20 protein-coding genes and 2 tRNA genes are annotated in these 17,453 nt (G+C 65.8%); 16 read left to right on the top strand and 6 right to left on the bottom strand.

The features are described 5' to 3' along the window. The first annotated feature begins 14 nt into the window (after positions 1 to 14). Positions 15 to 146, top strand: coding sequence for a transposase (locus V8324_RS22425; protein ID WP_442970538.1), 132 nt, complete (start codon positions 15 to 17; stop codon positions 144 to 146). A 175-nt stretch (positions 147 to 321) separates the two neighbouring features. Here the strand turns inward: V8324_RS22425 and V8324_RS13315 are convergent. From V8324_RS13315 to V8324_RS13325, 3 genes are all read right to left on the bottom strand, one after another. Next, positions 322 to 395, bottom strand: a tRNA-Cys gene (locus V8324_RS13315). Positions 396 to 705: 310 nt separating this feature from the next. Then, the gene (locus V8324_RS13320; protein ID WP_336420420.1) at positions 706 to 843 is read right to left on the bottom strand and encodes a hypothetical protein; all 138 of its coding nucleotides are present in this window, start codon (positions 841 to 843) and stop codon (positions 706 to 708) included. Positions 844 to 1,144: 301 nt separating this feature from the next. Next, positions 1,145 to 1,699, bottom strand: coding sequence for a PAS domain-containing protein (locus V8324_RS13325; protein ID WP_336420421.1), 555 nt, complete (start codon positions 1,697 to 1,699; stop codon positions 1,145 to 1,147). Positions 1,700 to 1,857: 158 nt separating this feature from the next. On the opposite strand from V8324_RS13325, the gene V8324_RS13330 reads away from it, so the two are divergent. Then, positions 1,858 to 2,616 (top strand): tetratricopeptide repeat protein, encoded by a 759-nt coding sequence (locus V8324_RS13330; protein ID WP_336420422.1) that lies wholly within the window; start codon positions 1,858 to 1,860, stop codon positions 2,614 to 2,616. Positions 2,617 to 2,724: 108 nt separating this feature from the next. Here the strand turns inward: V8324_RS13330 and ykgO are convergent, their stop codons facing one another. Together ykgO and V8324_RS13340 are read right to left on the bottom strand one after the other, a co-directional pair. After that, complete coding sequence (gene ykgO, locus V8324_RS13335) at positions 2,725 to 2,850, bottom strand: type B 50S ribosomal protein L36 (RefSeq protein WP_092695232.1); 126 nt, start codon at positions 2,848 to 2,850, stop codon at positions 2,725 to 2,727. An 80-nt stretch (positions 2,851 to 2,930) separates the two neighbouring features. Beyond that, a tRNA-Val gene (locus V8324_RS13340) sits at positions 2,931 to 3,005 on the bottom strand. Positions 3,006 to 3,153: 148 nt separating this feature from the next. On the opposite strand from V8324_RS13340, the gene V8324_RS13345 reads away from it, so the two are divergent. Then, complete coding sequence (locus V8324_RS13345; RefSeq protein ID WP_336420423.1) at positions 3,154 to 4,017, top strand: N-formylglutamate amidohydrolase; 864 nt, start codon at positions 3,154 to 3,156, stop codon at positions 4,015 to 4,017. Between the two features lie 9 nt (positions 4,018 to 4,026). Here the strand turns inward: V8324_RS13345 and V8324_RS13350 are convergent, their stop codons facing one another. Continuing rightward, positions 4,027 to 5,280 carry a DNA polymerase IV gene (locus V8324_RS13350; RefSeq protein WP_336420424.1) on the bottom strand — a complete coding sequence of 418 codons (1,254 nt, stop codon included), beginning with the start codon at positions 5,278 to 5,280 and terminating at the stop codon, positions 4,027 to 4,029. Positions 5,281 to 5,391: 111 nt separating this feature from the next. Between V8324_RS13350 and ybgC the strand changes: the two genes are divergently transcribed. The 13 genes from ybgC to V8324_RS13415 all read left to right on the top strand — a co-directional run bounded on the left by ybgC (position 5,392) and on the right by V8324_RS13415 (position 17,400). Continuing rightward, positions 5,392 to 5,781: a tol-pal system-associated acyl-CoA thioesterase gene (gene ybgC, locus V8324_RS13355; RefSeq protein ID WP_336420425.1), complete on the top strand. Its 390-nt coding sequence runs from the start codon at positions 5,392 to 5,394 to the stop codon at positions 5,779 to 5,781. A gap of 114 nt (positions 5,782 to 5,895) precedes the next feature. Next, on the top strand, positions 5,896 to 6,591 hold the full coding sequence (gene tolQ / locus V8324_RS13360; protein ID WP_336420426.1) for a protein TolQ: 696 nt from the start codon (positions 5,896 to 5,898) through the stop codon (positions 6,589 to 6,591). A gap of 3 nt (positions 6,592 to 6,594) precedes the next feature. Beyond that, positions 6,595 to 7,068 carry a protein TolR gene (gene tolR, locus V8324_RS13365; protein WP_336420427.1) on the top strand — a complete coding sequence of 158 codons (474 nt, stop codon included), beginning with the start codon at positions 6,595 to 6,597 and terminating at the stop codon, positions 7,066 to 7,068. Positions 7,069 to 7,077: 9 nt separating this feature from the next. Next, on the top strand, positions 7,078 to 8,214 hold the full coding sequence (locus V8324_RS13370) for an energy transducer TonB (protein WP_336420428.1): 1,137 nt from the start codon (positions 7,078 to 7,080) through the stop codon (positions 8,212 to 8,214). Beyond that, the gene (gene tolB, locus V8324_RS13375) at positions 8,211 to 9,536 is read left to right on the top strand and encodes a Tol-Pal system beta propeller repeat protein TolB (protein ID WP_336420429.1); all 1,326 of its coding nucleotides are present in this window, start codon (positions 8,211 to 8,213) and stop codon (positions 9,534 to 9,536) included. The genes V8324_RS13370 and tolB overlap by 4 nt, the downstream gene beginning before the upstream one ends. A gap of 86 nt (positions 9,537 to 9,622) precedes the next feature. After that, positions 9,623 to 10,141: a peptidoglycan-associated lipoprotein Pal gene (gene pal / locus V8324_RS13380; RefSeq protein ID WP_336420430.1), complete on the top strand. Its 519-nt coding sequence runs from the start codon at positions 9,623 to 9,625 to the stop codon at positions 10,139 to 10,141. 16 nt (positions 10,142 to 10,157) lie between these two features. After that, positions 10,158 to 10,991, top strand: a complete 834-nt coding sequence (ybgF, locus tag V8324_RS13385; RefSeq protein ID WP_336420431.1) for a tol-pal system protein YbgF — start codon at positions 10,158 to 10,160, stop codon at positions 10,989 to 10,991. Positions 10,992 to 11,002: 11 nt separating this feature from the next. Further along, positions 11,003 to 12,241: a tRNA lysidine(34) synthetase TilS gene (gene tilS / locus V8324_RS13390; RefSeq protein ID WP_336420432.1), complete on the top strand. Its 1,239-nt coding sequence runs from the start codon at positions 11,003 to 11,005 to the stop codon at positions 12,239 to 12,241. 79 nt (positions 12,242 to 12,320) lie between these two features. Further along, positions 12,321 to 14,246, top strand: a complete 1,926-nt coding sequence (gene ftsH / locus V8324_RS13395) for an ATP-dependent zinc metalloprotease FtsH (RefSeq protein ID WP_336420433.1) — start codon at positions 12,321 to 12,323, stop codon at positions 14,244 to 14,246. Positions 14,247 to 14,308: 62 nt separating this feature from the next. Beyond that, positions 14,309 to 15,028: a methyltransferase domain-containing protein gene (locus tag V8324_RS13400; protein WP_442970536.1), complete on the top strand. Its 720-nt coding sequence runs from the start codon at positions 14,309 to 14,311 to the stop codon at positions 15,026 to 15,028. Positions 15,029 to 15,090: 62 nt separating this feature from the next. Then, positions 15,091 to 15,696, top strand: a complete 606-nt coding sequence (locus tag V8324_RS13405; protein ID WP_336420435.1) for an MOSC domain-containing protein — start codon at positions 15,091 to 15,093, stop codon at positions 15,694 to 15,696. Positions 15,697 to 16,067: 371 nt separating this feature from the next. Next, on the top strand, positions 16,068 to 16,958 hold the full coding sequence (gene folD / locus V8324_RS13410; protein ID WP_336420436.1) for a bifunctional methylenetetrahydrofolate dehydrogenase/methenyltetrahydrofolate cyclohydrolase FolD: 891 nt from the start codon (positions 16,068 to 16,070) through the stop codon (positions 16,956 to 16,958). Positions 16,959 to 17,073: 115 nt separating this feature from the next. Continuing rightward, positions 17,074 to 17,400, top strand: a complete 327-nt coding sequence (locus V8324_RS13415; protein WP_336420437.1) for a type II toxin-antitoxin system Phd/YefM family antitoxin — start codon at positions 17,074 to 17,076, stop codon at positions 17,398 to 17,400. Positions 17,401 to 17,453: the final 53 nt, after the last annotated feature.

The following is a 17,453-nucleotide window of genomic DNA, read 5'->3' on the forward strand; positions in this document are numbered from 1 at the left end:
CGAACGTCACGCTCGTGCCGCTTCCGCCCTATTCACCCCAGCTCAACCCGATGGAGCGGGTCTGGCTTTACCTGCGCGACCGGTTTCTCTCCCTGTGCCTTCTCGAGGACTACGACGCCATCGTCGACGCCTGCTGCACTGCCTAGAACGGCGTCGCCGAAGACGCCGAACGCATCCGGTCCCTCTGCCTCTACCCGTGGATCAGAAAGGTCATCAGTTAAGCGCGCTGGTATTAGATAGGATGACAGCATCATAGGGCGTGTGTCCCACTTTGTGTCACACCCGACCGCTCAGCCGCTTACCCTATGATTTAGAAAGAAATGGAGGCGAGTGCCGGAATCGAACCGGCGTGGACGGATTTGCAATCCGCTGCGTCACCACTCCGCCAACTCGCCAAGCCGTCGCAGCTTCTAAACTTCTCGGATTGAGACTGCAAGGGTTATCAAATGCCTGTTCTGTTCATTTCCGCGTCCCGATGAACAGCATGCGCGAATTACCTGCCGGCCCTCGCCTGCATGTTTTCGGCTCATGTCCCTCCACGCATGACCTCTGTCGCTGGCAGTTTCATCCACATCTCAAGTCGACCAACGACGCAGCAGGATCGCGCCCTCGTTTGAAGCCCGCCATGTCCGGCGCGACAGCTTAAATCGCCAGCGCCGTCACCGGCCACATCCGCTTCACCAATGGCGGCCTCCGGCCGAACGGTCAGGAGTTTATCGCCAGCAGCCCTTTCAGCCCGGTATTGTCGACCATGGCGTCCACCAGTAGGCGCTCCAGCCCGGCGTTCACGACTTCGAGATCCTTCAGCCGACTCCTCCACGTCTGGCGCGAGGCGTCCGACATGCCATGCTTGCAAAATAACTCCGCGGCCTTCGCCCCGGCCGCGTTCTCCTGCAGGATCTCGACAATCTGTTATTCCTTACAAAGTCATTTGCGCATCGTCTGTTCTTCTTTTCGCTTCGAACGCGACGAGAACAACCCTCCTTTTGAATGGCCCGGTTTTTGTGACCAGGTAAATTGGGGTCTTTCAACCCGCCGGTTCACATTGGTAGCCCTGTTACGATCATTCGTGGACTTGGAAAGGTGCCGTCAGGTCTCTTCCGAAAAGCGGCGTCCGGACCCGAGGCGTGAGGCAGGACGGATCTCAGACGGGGTTCTGGGCGCCGGCGAAGAACATGAGTTGGCCGTCGGCGTCGTAGATCGGCCTGATCCGCAGCCTGTTCATGAAGGTCGAGCCATCCTTGCGGTAGTTCAGGATGTCGATTGTGAAACGGGTCTGGGCGCGCAGGCCGTGTCGGATGGCCTGGACCGCGTCCTGGCTGGTTTCCGGGCCCTGCAGGAACCGGCAATTGCGGCCGGTCGCCTCTTCGGGAGTGTAGCCGGTCTGCGCCTCGAACTCCTCGCTTACGAAGATCATCGGGTTGTCGGGCAAGGAGGGATCGGAGAACACGACACTCATTTCGGTTTCATCCGCTTCGAGCAGATCCCTGAGGGCGCGTTCGTCCATGTTTCTTTTGCTTGACTGCATTTTGCTTTCCATCTGCGGGGTTTCGGGAACGACCGCGCCCTGGCTGCGCGCGGCGTTCGCATGATCGACCAACGAAGACGTGTAAATCAAATCGTGCGGCATTCCCAGCCCGATGACGCCTGGTTTCGTCCCGCCGACCGGCATTTCCATCGCGTTGGACAGGATGGGCATGGCGGCGCCCCGTCTCGATTGGTGCGTGGTGTCAGTTTCTCTTTGTGAGTGGGTGAGATAGTTGCTACAAACTCACGAAAAGAGCAGGACTGTTGAAGAAAGTGCCGATATTCAAGGGAACTATCGCAAGACCGGCCTTCAAGACTTGCGGTGTTGTTGTGGCGTCGCTTCTGCTTGCCGGATGTGCCGCGGACAGCGATCGGCTCGCCTCGGCCAATTCCGCGCCGTCGTCGTTGCGGCTGGCCGACAGTGCGGCGGCGCAGGGCGATCACGAGACGGCGGCGACGCTTTACCGGCGAGAGTTCACGGCGAACCCCGACTCGATCGATGCGCTGGTGGGGCTGGGGCAAAGCTACCGCAATCTAGGCCAGACCCGGCGCGGGGAGCAGGCATTGCGCGAGGCGCTGTCGCGGCGCGCAGACGATCCGGAGATCATGCTGGAACTGGCGCGCACGCAGTTGGCCGATGGGCGCGCCGAGGAGGCGTTGACGACGCTGCAGCGCGCGGAGGAAGAGGCGCCGCGTGACCTGCGCGTCATCACCGCGCGCGGGATCGCGTTGGATCAGCTTGGCCGCCATGCCGAGGCGCAGGTGGAATATCGCAAGGGCCTGAAGATCGACCCGACCGATTTCGCGCTGCTCAGCAATCTGGCGCTGTCGCGTGGCTTGTCGGGTGAACCCGGCGCCGGGATCGAGATCCTGAAGGAGTTGGTGCGTGACAGTCAGGCGACGGCCCGCACGCGCGGCAACCTTGCGCTGCTTTACGGTCTGGCCGGGCGCGAACGCGAGGCACGCGCAACGCTGTCCGTCGATCTGGACGACGCGAAGATCGAAGAGAACATCGCCTATTACCGCAATCTGCGCGAGATGCTCCAAGCGGGTCGCGCGATTGGAAGCGCCGCGGGCGGCCGCGACTGAGCCATGTTCCGGACGATCCTCCCAAGGCTTGGCGCCAATGCGAAAGACGCCGCCGCAATACGGCAGCGCCTTGTAAATTTTCGGGCGCACAAACGCCCGGCGCAGTGATCAGCCTTGGCGGGCCTTGAACTTGCGATGGGTCTTGTTGATCACGTAGACGCGGCCTTTGCGGCGCACGACACGACAATCGCGGTGCCGGTTCTTGAGCGAACGCAGCGAGTTACGAACCTTCATCGGTCGTCTCCTATCTGTGCGGCGCGGGCCAGCGCCTCGGGTTTCGGGCGTCCCGCGACACGCGCGCGACAGTGAATTCATGGTGGGCGATACTAGGTTCGAACTAGTGACCCCTTCGATGTCAACGAAGTGCTCTACCGCTGAGCTAATCGCCCCTGAATACCTTGTGCCGGCGGAACCCCGGATTCCGAGATCGACCGTGCCATGCGCAGGTGGAGCGCGTATAAAAGGAGTCGTGGAGGGGATCAAGGGCTTTTAGATGCAAGTTTTCGGTCTATTATATAGGTTAGAGGGGGACAGCGCATGCCGACAGCCGCCTACCACCTGACGCTGCCGGACCGGCGCACCACATCGGTTGTGTTCGCATCACCGCATAGCGGGCGGGCGTACTCGAATGCCTTCCTGCACCGCATCGCGCTGGACGAGCGATCCGTGCGGTCGTCGGAAGATGCGTTCGTCGACCAGATCTTCGCGTCGGCGCCCCAAGCCGGGGCACCTTTGATTTGCGCCGGCACGCCGCGCGCCTATGTCGATCTCAACCGCAGCGACGAGGAGCTCGATCCGGCGCTGATCGAGGGGGTGGCGCGACAGGCGCACAATCCGCGCATTGCCTCGGGGCTCGGCGTGATACCGCGGGTGGTTGCCAACGGGCGGGCGATCTATTCCGGCAAGCTGAGCCTGATCGAGGCGCGCAACCGAATCGATACCGTCTGGCGTCCCTATCATGCCGCGCTGCAGGCCGCCCTCGACGAGGCCCACATGATGTTCGGCGAGGCGATCTTGGTGGATTGTCATTCGATGCCGCACGAGGCGATGGATTCGGTCGCGCAGCGCGGGCTTCGCCGGCCCGAGATCGTGCTGGGCGACCGGTTCGGCGCCTCGGCCGATGCGGCGGTGGTGGACCGCATCGAGGCGGCGTTCATCCGCGCGGGGCTGGTCGTCACGCGCAACACGCCCTTTGCCGGGGCCTACATTACGCAGACCTACGGGCGCCCCGGGCGACGGCGGCATGCCGTGCAGGTCGAGATCGACCGTGCGCTTTACATGGACGAGCGGCTCGTGCGTCCGAACCGCAATTTCGAGCGGTTCCTCGACCTGATGCGCGGGGTGGTGCAAGAGATCACCGAGATCGGGCGCGCCGAGGCAATGCCGCTGGCGGCCGAATGATCCGCTGGTCTAGCGCAGCGCGCGCCCCTTGACGATCGCCGCGGCCCCGAAGCGCGCGCGGATGCGGTCGGTCGCGCGTTCCGCCTCGGCGCGTTGCGCCGCCTGCGGGTCGAGAAGATCGACAGACCGGTCGGCGCCCGCCTCGGGGACCAGATCCGACACCCCCACGCCGATCAGCCGGTAGGACGCCCCGCGTGGCACTTGGTCGAGCAGCGCGCGCGCACCGCGATAAAGCGTGTCGGTCATCTGCGTGGCGTCGCGCAGGCTATGGCGGCGGGTCAGCAGCGTGTGATCCGCGCGCTTGAGCTTCAGCGTGACCACCCGCCCGGCCAGCGCCTTGGCCTTGGCGCGGTCGGCCACCTTTTCCGACAGCCGCCAGATATGCCCGTCGAGCAGGTCGGCGTCGGCGGTATCTACTGAAAATGTCGTCTCGTTCGAGATCGACTTGACAGGGGCGTTGGCCGAGACGCGGCGCCGGTCCTGCCCACGCGCGAGATGCCACAGCCGGTCGCCCATGCCGCCGAAGCGTGCGCACAGATCGCGCCGCTCCCATCTCCGCAGATCGGCGAAGGTGTGGATACCGGCGGCGTTGAGCGCGCGCAGCGTTGACTGCCCCACGCCCCAGATCAGGCTGACGGGCCTGTCGTGCAGGAAGCCTGCGGTCTCGGCGGCGCCGATCACGGCGAATCCGTGCGGCTTGTCGAGGTCAGAGGCGATCTTGGCCAGAAACTTGTTGTGGCTCAGCCCGATGGAGCCGGTGAGCCCCAGTTCGTCACGCATGCGCCGCACCAGACGGGCCAGCATCACCGCCGGCGGCGCGCCGTGCAGCTTTGCGGTGCCCGAAAGATCGAGAAACGCCTCGTCGAGCGACAGCGGCTCGATCGCCGGGGTTAGGTCGCGCATCATGTCGCGAATGGCGCGCGAGGCCTCGGCATAGACCGCCATGCGCGGCGGCACGACCACGGCCTCGGGGCACAGCTTCAGCGCCTGGAACATCGGCATCGCCGAGCGCACGCCGCGGATGCGCGCGATGTAGCACGCGGTCGACACCACGCCGCGCCGCCCGCCGCCGATGATCACCGGCTTGTCGGCCAGATCGGGATTGTCGCGCTTCTCGACGCTGGCATAGAAGGCGTCGCAATCCATGTGCGCGATCGACAGGTCCCAAAGTTCCGGATGCGCCACGAGGCGCGGCCCGCTACAGGCGGGACAGCGGGTCCCTGCGTCGAATTGTGTCAGGCAGTCACGGCAAAGCGTTGGCATGGGGCGCGCGGTCCATCGCGGATGGGTGCATATTACAGCCGGATGATAGCGCTTGTCCATGCGCCGCGGACGTCGTAACGACATCCGCGAAGCGACAGCAAGGCCCGGCGCATGACCCATCAATTCGAGATCCGCGTATATTACGAGGATACCGACATGGGCGGGATCGTCTATCACGCCAATTATCTCAAGTTCATCGAGCGTGCCCGCAGCGCGTGGGTGCGCGATCTTGGCCTCGACCAGAACGCGATGCGCAGCCGCGACGGTTTGATCTTTGCCGTGCGGCGCATCGAGGCGGATTACCTGGGCCCGGCGCGTTTCGACGACACGCTCGCCGTCGAGACCCGCACGCTGCAGGTCACCGGCGCGCGCCTTGTGCTGGAACAGACGGTATCGCGCGCCGTGGAAAAACTCTTTCAGGCGACGGTCACGGTGGTGTGCCTGACAGAGGCCGGGCAGCCGGCGCGGCTTCCGGCGAACATCCGCCTGCGGCTTCACTGACCTGCCAACGCCATCTGGCGTCACGCCGCGGATCTGTTGGCGTTCGGCATGGAAATGGGATATTGTCAACGTAATAAGGTCGGCGAACCGGCCAGGCATAAAAAGAGCAGGCAGATGGAAGCAGAAACCCTGGCAATGGCACAGAAGATTGATTTCTCCATGTGGGCGCTTTTCGCGCAATCCACCTTCGTGGTGAAACTGGTGATCCTCGTCCTGATCGTGGCGTCTTTCTGGGCCTGGGCGATCATCATCCAGAAACACCTTTCGTTCCGCACCGCGCGCCGCGAAGCGGACGTGTTCGATCAGCGGTTCTGGTCGGGCGAACCTCTAGATGGTCTCTTCGAAGAGATCGGGCCAGAGCCCGAGGGCCGGTCCGAACGCGTCTTCGCGGCCGGAATGCTGGAATGGCGGCGCAGTCACCGCAGTGATGGCGCGCTCATCCCCGGCGCCACCTCGCGCATCGACCGCAGCATGGACGTGGCCATCGCGCGCGAGTCCCACAGCCTGCAGAACGGGTTGCAGGTGCTGGCGACGGTCGGGTCGACCTCGCCGTTCATCGGCCTTTTCGGCACCGTCTGGGGCATCATGCATGCCTTCATCAACATCGCCGAGCAGCAGAACACCAATCTCGCCGTCGTCGCCCCCGGCATCGCCGAGGCGCTTCTGGCGACGGGTCTGGGGCTTCTCGCCGCGATCCCGGCGGTGATCTTCTACAACAAGCTGAGCGCGGACAGCGACAAGATCGCCGCGGGGTACGAGGCCTTCGCCGACGAGTTCTCGACCATCCTCAGCCGCCAGTTGGACAGCTAGACCATGGGCGCACAGGTCGCAGGGAACTCGGGCGGCGCGGGGCGGCGCGGACGCAGGCGGCGGTGCGCGCGCCCGATGTCCGAGATCAACGTCACCCCCTTCGTGGACGTGATGCTGGTGCTGCTGATAATCTTCATGGTCGCGGCGCCGCTGATGGTCGTGGGCGTGCCCGTGGAGCTACCGCGGTCCGCCGCCAATTCGCTGCCGGGCCAGGACGAGGAACCACTGACCGTCACGATTACGGCCCAAGGCGTGGTGATGATCCAGACCACCGAGGTGCCGCGCGACACCCTGATCGCGCGCCTTCGGGCCATCGCGGCCGAGCGCGAAAGCCCGCGCGTCTTCCTGCGCGCGGACGGGGCGGTGCCCTATTCCGACGTGATGCAGGTCATGGGCGCGCTCAATCGCGGGGGCTTCGGCAATATCGGGCTGGTGACGGAGGCCGGCGGCCCGGATCTTGACGGGCAGGGCGGCTAGGGGCGACGCGTGAATACCGGGCAGATCATATCGGGGGCGGGTCATCTGGCCCTGATCGGCTGGGCCCTGATCGGCGGCAGTTTCCAGTCCGCGCCTCCGCCCTTCGAGGTGATGCAAGCGACCACCGTCTCGGAAGAGGACTTCGCTGCGATCATGGACCGCGCCGCCTCTCCCGAGGCCGTGGCGAATGTCGACACGCCGGAGCCGCCAGCGCAGGGCGAGGCCGCGCCGCAGGTGACTTCCGGGGCCGACACGCCCCCTGCGGCCGATACCCCGGATGCGAGCGCCGCCGCCCCCGCGGATGCCGCACCGGATGTGCCGCAGGCCACCCCGCCGGCGCAGGCCGAGGTCGCGGATACGCCGCCGGTGATGCAGACACCGCAAGACGATTTGGCGGCATTGGTCCCCGAGGTCTCGCAGCGTCCGCAACCGCGCTCGGCGCCGCGTGTCGCGCCCGAGCCGGCACCCGCGCCGGAGCCCGACGCGCGCATCGATGACGTGACGCAGCCCGAGGTGATGCCCGATGAAGGCGCCGACTCCCCGCAAGAGCCGTCCGAGGCCACGGCCCCGGAAGAGGCCGCGCCGGAAATCGTGACCGAGGCCGAAGAGCCCGCGCGCGCCGCACCACCCGCCTCGTTGCGTCCGCGGGCGCGGCCCGAAATGTCCGAGACCGTGGCGCGGGCTGACCCGGAACCACCGCCAGAGCCGCGGGCCGCGCAGCAACCCGAGCCCGAGCCTCCGACTTCCGACCGGGGCGCAATCGAAGACACGCTCGCAGCGATCCTTGGCGAGGGGCAGGATAGCTCCGAGCGCCCGAGCGGACCCCCGCTGACCGGCGGAGAACGCGACGCGCTGCGTGTCGCCGTACAGCGCTGCTGGAACGTGGGCAGCCTGAGCACCGAGGCGCTGCGCACCACGGTCGTGGTCGCCGTGAGCATGGACCAGAGCGGTCGGCCCGAGATCGGGTCGATCCGCATGGTCGGGTCGACGGGCGGTGGCGACGCTGCGGCGAAACAGGCCTTTGACGCCGCGCGCCGCGCGATCATCCGCTGCGGCAATGACGGCTTCGATCTGCCGGCCGAGAAATACGACCAGTGGCGCGACATAGAGATGACATTCAATCCCGAAAGCATGAGGATCAGATGATGCGGTACTTGATCGGCCTTCTCGCGGCGCTGACGCTTGGGGCGCTGCCCGCGCTTGCGCAAAACAGCGGCCCGCTGCGTATCGAGATCACCGAGGGGGTGATCGAGCCGATGCCCTTTGCCGCGCCGGACTTCGTCGCCGACAGCGCGGCCGCGCAGGAGGTCAGCCGCGACATCACCGGCGTGATCGCGGCGGATCTCAGCGGCACCGGGCTGTTCCGCGAGATCCCGCGCGACGCCCATGTCAGCCGCATCACCAGCTTTCAAAGCCCCGTGCAATACGCCGACTGGCGCGCGATCAACGCGCAGGTGCTGATCACCGGGTCGGTGCGGCTCGACGGGTCGGATCGGCTGGTGGTGCAGTTCCGCATCCATGACGTCTTTGCGGGACGGGAACTTGGTGACGGGCTGCAATTCGTGGGCACCCGCGCGGGTTGGCGCCGGATCGCGCACAAGGTGGCCGACCAGGTCTATTCACGCATCACCGGCGAGGGCGGCTATTTCGACAGCCGCGTCGTATACGTCGCCGAAAGCGGCCCCAAGGATCAGCGCGCCAAGCGGCTGGCGATCATGGATTACGACGGCGCCAACGTCCAGTACCTCACCGACAGTTCCAGCCTCGTCCTCGCGCCGCGCTTCTCGCCCACCGGCGACCGGGTGCTTTACACAAGCTACGAAAGCGGTTTCCCGCGGATCTACGTGCTTGACGTGGCCAGCGTGGGGCGACGGGCGCTGCCGACCCTCGACGGCAACATGAGCTTCGCGCCGCGATTCGCGCCCGACGGGCGCACCATCGTCTATTCGCTGAGCCAGGGCGGCAATACCGATCTTTACCGCATGGATGTCTCGGGCGGGCAAAGCGCGCGGCTGACCTCGGCGCCGTCGATCGAGACGGCCCCCAGCTACAGCCCCGATGGCCGGCAGATCGTGTTCGAGAGCGACCGCTCGGGCGCCCCGCAGCTATACATCATGTCCGCCGGCGGGGGCGAGGCGCGGCGGATCAGTTTCGGGCAGGGGCGTTACGGCACGCCCGTCTGGTCGCCGCGCGGCGATCTTATCGCCTTCACTAAGCAGTCGGGGGGACGCTTCCATATCGGCGTGATGCGCACCGATGGCAGCGAGGAACGATTGCTGACCGCGTCATTCCTCGACGAGTCGCCGACCTGGGCGCCGAACGGGCGGGTGATCATGTTCACCCGCGAGACCCGCGGCGCGCAAGGCGAGGCGCGGCTTTACTCGGTGGATATCTCGGGGCGCAATCTCAAGCAGGTCGAGACGCGCGGCGGCGCAAGCGATCCCTCCTGGGGACCGTTGCAGAGGTGAAGGCGGCGGTGCGCGCGTTTCCTCGGCGCGCGGGCTGTGGTAGAAGACCGAGGCAGGCATCCATCACAATGAACTGGGCAGGAAAAATGGGCTTTACGAGCAAGACAGTGATCCTTTGCGCGGGGCTGGCGCTCGCCGCGTGCAGCAATCCCGACAGGTTCGAGGGTCAGGCGGGCCTCGGCGCGGGCAATGGCGGTGCCGGCGGTGCGGGGATGTCCGGATCGGCGCAGGATCCGACGTCCGGGGCGTATTTCCAGCAAGCCATCGGCGATCGTGTCCTCTTTGCCGTCGATCAGTCGACGCTGAGCAACGAGGCGCAGGCCACGCTGGACCGGCAGGCGCAATGGCTGATCTCGAATCCCGAATACGACGCCATCATTGAAGGTCACGCCGACGAGCAGGGGACGCGCGAATACAACCTCGCGCTTGGCGCGCGGCGGGCGAACGCGGCGCAGGAATACCTCGTCAGCCGCGGTGTCGCCGGCAACCGGATCGAGGTGGTCAGCTATGGCAAGGAACGCCCGCTGGAGATCTGCAGCGAAGAAAGCTGTTACCGGCAGAACCGCCGTGCCGTGACCGTGCTGACCCCGCGTGCCGGTAGCTGACATCCGGGGAGGACCCATGCGCTATCTTCTCGCCTCGATTGCCCTCCTTGTCGCCCTCGCCCCGGGTGGGGCGGTGGCGCAGGACAACCAGACGCTGGCGGACATTCGCCAGGAACTTTCCGTGCTGTCGGTCGAACTCAAGAAACTGCGGCGCGAACTGAACACCACCGGCGGCGTCAGCGCGCCCTCGGGCGACGGGTCGATCCTCGACCGCGTGAACGCGATCGAAAGCGAGGTCCAGCGCCTGACGGGCAAGACCGAAGAGCTTGAGTTCCGCATCGAGCGCGTGGTCAGTGACGGCACCAACCGCCTCGGCGATCTGGAGTTCCGGCTGTGCGAGTTGGAGCCCGGCTGCGACATCTCGAATTTCGAGCCGGGCAGCACGCTTGGCGGGGTGGCCCCGCCGCAAAGCCCGAGCGCTTCCGTTGCCGTGCCAGACGAGGACGGCGGTGACGGCCCGCAGCTGGCCGTCGGCGAGCGCGACGATTTCGAGCGCGCGCAGGCCGCGCTCGAGGCCGGCGATCACGCGGCCGCGGCCGAGCAGTTCGCAGCCTTCCGAGAGGCCTATCCGGGTAGCCCGCTGAGCACGCGCGCGGGCCTTCTGCGCGGCGAGGCACTGGATGCCGCCGGCCGCACGGCCGATGCGGCGCGCGCCTATCTCGATGCGTTCAGCGCCGCGCCGAACACCGACGACGCCCCCGAGGCGCTCTTTCGGCTCGGCCGTGCGCTTGGGCAACTGGGCCAGACCGAGGATGCTTGCGTGACCCTCGGGCAGGTGGCCGAGCGGTATCCGAACGCCGATGCGGTGGCGTCGGCGCGGTCGGAAATGGCGCGGATCGGCTGTTCGTGACGGACACGGCCTTGACGGCTCTGGACACCATCAAGCGCCATTTCGCGCCCGATCCGCCCGCCACTCTCGGCGTCGCCGTCTCCGGCGGTGGCGATTCGATGGCGTTGTTGCACCTGTTGCACGCTTGGTGCCGATCGGGTGGCCCGCAACTGCGCGCCGCCACCGTTGATCATGGCCTGCGGCGCGATGCGGCCGACGAAGCCGCGGGCGTCTCGCAGCTTTGCGCCGACCTCGGCATCCCGCACGAGACGCTGGATTGGCAGGGCTGGGACGGGTCAGGCAATCTGCCCGACCACGCGCGTCGCGCCCGCTACGCTTTGCTTGCCGAGTGGGCGAGTGGTCACGGGACCGGCGATGTCACCCTCGGCCATACCGAGGATGATTTGGCCGAGACCTTCATCATGCGGCTGGCGCGCGGGGCAGGGGTCGATGGTTTGTCGGCGATGCGCGACCGGTGGCGCCACGGCCCCGTGACCTTTCACCGCCCCTTGCTCGAGGTCAGCCGCGTCGCCTTGCGCGACGTGCTGCGCGCGCAGGGCGTCGGATGGGTCGAGGATCCGACCAATCGCGACATGACGTATGAGCGCGCGCGGGTCCGCGACGGCCTTGGCGCGCTTGCGGCGGCGGGGCTCGACACGCCGATGCTCGCGCAGACAGCGCGGCGGCTGGCCGAGGCGCGCACGGCACTGGATACTGTCGCGCGCGCGGCCGCCGATGATATCGTGCGGTTCGAGGCCGGCGATATCTTGCTGGCACGCGCCCGCCTCGCCGCGCTGCCCGACGAGGTGGCGCGGCGGGTTCTGCAGGCGTGCCTGCGCTGGATCGCCGGGGCCGACTACCCGCCGCGCGGGGCGGCCATGACGCAGTTCCTCGGGGCCGCGCGCGCGGGCGAGGCTATGACGCTGCAGGGCTGTCTGTTGCACGCAGGCGCGACAACAACGCGCATCGGACGGGAATACGCCGCCGTCAGGGATCTGCGCGCTTCGGCAGGCGAGGTCTGGGATGGCCGCTGGCGGATCGAGGGCCCCGCGCCTGTAGGTGCCGAGATCGCCGCACTGGGTCCCGACGGGTTGAAATGCTGCCCCGATTGGCGCGAAAGCGGGCTGCCGCATGCCTCGGCGCTGGCCAGCCCGGCGCTTTGGCACGCGGGGCGACTGGTCGCCGCGCCGCTTGTCGGCTGGAACAATGGTCATGCGATTTCGCTGGTCCGCGACGAACGGTTCTTCTTCGACACGTCACAATTACGTTGAAGATCGCCCGGTGATGGCTATGTTTTGATATGCATCCCCGCGCTCATTGCCCGGGGTAGAGAATTTTGGGAGAAAACTGTTGGGCAACGCAAGAAACATCGCCTTCTGGCTCGTGCTGTTCCTGTTGATCCTCGCGCTGTTCAATCTGTTCAGCGGGTCGGGCAACACGCTGCAAAGCCGCTCGGTGCCGTATTCCGAGTTCGTGGCAGCGGTCGAGGACGGGTCGGTCAGCCGCGTGACCCTCGACGGGGAAACGGTACGCTACACCGGAACGGACGGAACCGAATACACGACGATCAAGCCGTCGGATGCGCAGGTCACGCAGAAACTGATCGATCAGGGCGTGCCGGTGAATGCAGAAAGCCAAGAGCAATCCGGCTTTCAGACATTCCTCGTGTCGCTTTTGCCGTTCCTGCTGTTGATCGGGGTCTGGATCTACTTCATGAACCGCATGCAGGGCGGTGGCAAAGGCGGTGCCATGGGCTTTGGCAAGTCCAAGGCCAAGATGCTGACCGAGAAATCCGGGCGTGTGACCTTTGACGAGGTCGCAGGTATCGACGAGGCCAAGGAGGAGCTTGAGGAGATCGTCGAGTTCCTGCGAAACCCGCAGAAGTTCAGCCGCCTCGGCGGACAGATCCCCAAGGGCGCGCTGCTCGTCGGACCTCCGGGGACCGGCAAGACGTTGCTGGCGCGCGCGATTGCCGGCGAGGCCGGCGTGCCGTTCTTCACCATTTCCGGCTCGGACTTCGTCGAGATGTTCGTCGGTGTCGGCGCGAGCCGTGTGCGTGACATGTTCGAGCAGGCCAAGAAGAATGCGCCCTGCATCGTCTTCATAGACGAGATCGACGCGGTCGGCCGGTCGCGTGGCGCCGGCTATGGCGGTGGCAACGACGAGCGGGAACAGACACTCAACCAGCTTCTGGTCGAGATGGACGGTTTCGAATCCAATGAGGGCGTGATCATCGTTGCCGCCACGAACCGTAAGGACGTGCTTGACCCCGCGTTGCTGCGGCCTGGGCGCTTCGACCGGCAGATCACCGTTCCGAATCCCGACATCAAGGGGCGCGAAAAGATACTCGGCGTGCATGCGCGCAAGACCCCGCTTGGCCCCGACGTTGATCTGCGACTGATCGCGCGCGGCACGCCTGGGTTCTCCGGGGCCGATCTGGCCAACCTCGTCAACGAGGCGGCCCTGATGGCGGCGCGTGTTGGCCGCCGGTTCCTGACGCTCATGGATTTCGAGAATGCCAAGGACAAGGTCATGATGGGGTCCGAGCGCCGCAGCATGGTTCTGACCGATGAGCAGAAGGAAAAGACCGCCTATCACGAGGCCGGCCACGCCATCGTCGGTCTGCACCTGCCGAAATGCGATCCCGTCTACAAGGCGACGATCATTCCCCGCGGCGGGGCGCTCGGCATGGTGGTCAGCCTGCCCGAGATTGACCGGCTGAATTGGCACCGCGCGGAATGTCAGCAAAAGCTGACCATGACGATGGCCGGCAAGGCGGCCGAGATCATGAGATATGGCGAGGATAACGTGTCCAACGGTCCGGCTGGCGACATCCAGCAGGCCAGCGGGCTGGCGCGCGCCATGGTCATGCGGTGGGGCATGTCCGACAAGGTCGGCAATGTCGATTACGAGCAGGCGCATGAAGGCTACATGGGCAACGCCGCCGGCGGGTTCTCGATCTCTGCGCATACCAAGGAGCTGATCGAGGCCGAGGTGAAACGCATGATCGACGACGCGTATCAGAACGCCTTGAAGATCCTCACCGAAAACCGCGGCGAGTGGGAACGGCTGGCCGAGGGTCTGCTCGAATACGAGACGTTGACCGGTGAAGAGATCCAGCGGGTGATCCGCGGCGATCCGCCCGACAAGCCTGACGACGACAGCGACAGCGCGGGCGAGAAATCCAAACCGTCGGTCACGGCGATCCCCAAGACCAAGCCCAAGCCGTCCTCAGGATCGAGCGACGGAGGGCTGGAGCCCGAGCCGTCGACGTGACGACGTCCCACACGATGACGGATTGGAATCCCGGAGCCTACGCAAGGTTCCGGGATCACCGTTTGCGCCCCGCACTGGATCTGCTGAATGGCGTCGGACAGATGGGCGCGGGCGACGTGGTCGACCTTGGCTGCGGTACCGGCGCGATGGCCGAGGCGCTTCGCCAGCGCGGCGCCGGGCGCCGTGTCGTCGGGGTCGATTCGAGCCCGGCCATGCTTGCAAAAGCACGTTCCGACGGCGGGTATGACGGCCTGCAACAGGCCGATATCGTCGACTGGCAACCGCGCGACACGCCCGGTCTCATCTATTCCAACGGCGCGCTGCACTGGGTCGGCAATCACGAGGCTGTCATGCCGCGGCTTGCCCGCATGCTCAGCAAGGGCGGCACGCTGGCCGTGCAGATGCCGCATCAGAACAAGGCGCCCTCGCACCGCGTCTGGTTGACGCTGGCCGAGGAGCGATTTCCCGGGCGTGTTGACAGGATGGGCACCCCCGGCGTGATGGCCCCTGTCCGGTACGAGGATCTTCTGGCCCCGATCGGCCAGTTGCGCCTGTGGGAGACGGATTATTACCAGCGTCTCACCGCCGAGCCGGGCAGCCACCCCGTGCGCCGCTATACCGAGAGCACCTATGCGCGCCCGGTTCTCGCCGCGCTCGATCCCGACGAGAAGGCGGACATCCTCCGCCGGTACGAAGAGGTCATGCATTCGGCCTATCCGGTGCGCGCCGACGGGACGGTGCTATTCCCGTTTCGCCGGATGTTCTTTACCCTGACGGTCTGAACGTGCGTGTCGTGGCCCTTCCGGGCGAGTGTTTGAGGCAAGATGAAACTGACGAGGGGACCATGCCGGCATTGATACCGACGGCATATGAGGGAAAGATCACGTGGATCGGGCGCGTGACGGATCGCGAAAAGAGCCTCGCGTCAGAGACCTTGCAGGAGGTCGCGGTCAGCTATGCCGGGATCGCCGGCGAGGCACATGGCGGGCTGACGCGCCCCTCTTGCAGCCGCGTCGTCGCGCAATACCCCAAGGGCACGGAGATCCGCAACGTGCGGCAATTCTCGATCCTCTCGGTCGAGGAACTTGCCGAGATTGCGACCACCATGGGCGTCGCCCGGATTGATCCGGCCTGGGTCGGGGCGTCGCTGGTGATCGAGGGAATCCCCGATTTCACGCATGTCCCGCCCGCCGCGCGCCTGCAGGGGCCCGACGGTGTGACGCTGGTCGTGGACATGGAAAACCGCCCCTGCCACTTGCCGGCCAAGGTGATCGACGATCACGCGGCGGGGTTCGGCCGGCGCTTCAAGCACGCCGCGCATGGGCGCCGCGGCGTGACCGCCTGGGTCGAGCGCGAGGGCGTGCTGCGCGTCGGTGACATGCTGCGCCTGCACATCCCAGACCAGCCGGCCTGGCGCGAATTGCCGCGCGTATACGCGCGGGGTCGCTGATTCCGTCGGCGCGATATGCGCCAATCAAAGCCGCAAACCTCTGCCATGGGGATACAAAACGGTCCTATGATGAGTTCCGAATGCGATATCGAGATCGCGAGCGCGGCCGTAAATGATTTTATCCCAGAGGCCCGCGAAGAACCTGGCATTTCGAGCGATCTCTTGCCGCCTTGCAATCATGATCATGCCCGGCCTGCCGTTGAAACAGAACTCCGCGACCATCAGAATAAACAAGGACGGGCGGATCGAGGGCCTTTTGCAGGGCGCGATCGGGGCCTTGGCTCTAATTAACCGGTTGAAGGGGTCGGCATTTGCCCCGAGAACAGTCACCAGAGTTTCGGTTCAAATCGTTGGAAAACAGGGGCAAAGCCATGACAGCAGAGATAATCGACGGCAAGGCGTTCGCGACGCGGATCCGCGGGCAGGTCACACAACATGTTGATCGGCTCAAGACCGGGCACGGAGTCACGCCCGGCCTTGCCGTGGTGCTGGTCGGCGAGGACCCGGCAAGCCAGGTCTACGTGCGCTCCAAGAACAAGCAGACGGTCGAGGTGGGGATGAATTCCTACGAGCACCGGCTTGATCGCGACACCGAGGAATCGACGCTGCTAGCGTTGATCGATCAACTCAACGCCGACCCCGCGGTGCACGGGATCCTGGTCCAGATGCCGTTGCCCGATCACATGGATTCCGCGAGTGTCATCAACGCGATAGACCCTGCGAAGGATGTCGACGGGTTCCATATCTCGAATGTCGGATTGCTGGCGACGGGGCAGAAGAGCATGGTCCCCTGCACGCCGCTTGGCTGCCTGATGATGCTGCGCGACACGCTGGGCAATCTGAGTGGCCTGGACGCCGTGGTGCTGGGACGCTCGAACATCGTCGGCAAGCCGATGGCGCAGCTTTTGCTGGGCGAAAGCTGCACGGTGACCATCGCGCACAGCCGCACCAGGGACCTCGCTGAGGTGGTCAAGCGGGCAGATATTGTGGTTGCCGCGGTCGGGCGGCCCGAAATGGTGCCCGGCGACTGGATCAAGCCGGGGGCGACGGTGATCGACGTGGGCATCAACCGGATGGAGCGCGACGGCAAGACCAGGCTGATCGGCGATGTCGATTTCCAGTCGGTTCAAGAGGTTGCGGGCGCCGTGACCCCGGTTCCGGGCGGCGTGGGACCGATGACCATCGCCTGTCTGCTGGCCAACACGGTGACCGCCTGTTGTCGCGCCAACGGGCTGCCCGAGCCCGAGGGGCTGACGGCCTGACCTGTACAGAAACGGCCGCGGTTTTTCACAAACGCGGCCATTGGCGTGCGGAGCCTGCAAGGATTTGGAAACCATTGCGTGCGATGTCTCCCCTGTCCGAGAAGAAGGCCCGCACATGTCCGACTTTACCACGCCCGCAACCAGCCCGCCGATCCCCGAGATCAGCATCGCGGAATTGTGCGCTCATCTGCGCGGCTATCTCGAGGAGGTGCGCCTCGGTGGCCAGCAGGTGATCGTCACGCGGCACGGGCGGCCGCTGGCGGGGATCGTCACCACGCTCGAGGCGCGCAGCCTGTGGCGCGTCGCGCATGAGCGCGAGGTCTATGCCGAGTGGCGCATGATGCGCCATCTCGACGAGGACCGCCGCCTGCGCATGGCCGTGATCCGCGAGGCGCAGGCGGATTGCCGGGCGGAGTACGAGAAGCGCGTGCGTAGCCGCTGACGCGTTTACAGAGGCGAAACCGCGCGTCAGGATCCGCGCATGGACATGCGAGG

It is taken from the genome of Roseovarius sp. D22-M7 (assembly GCF_037083785.1).
GTDB lineage: Bacteria > Pseudomonadota > Alphaproteobacteria > Rhodobacterales > Rhodobacteraceae > Roseovarius.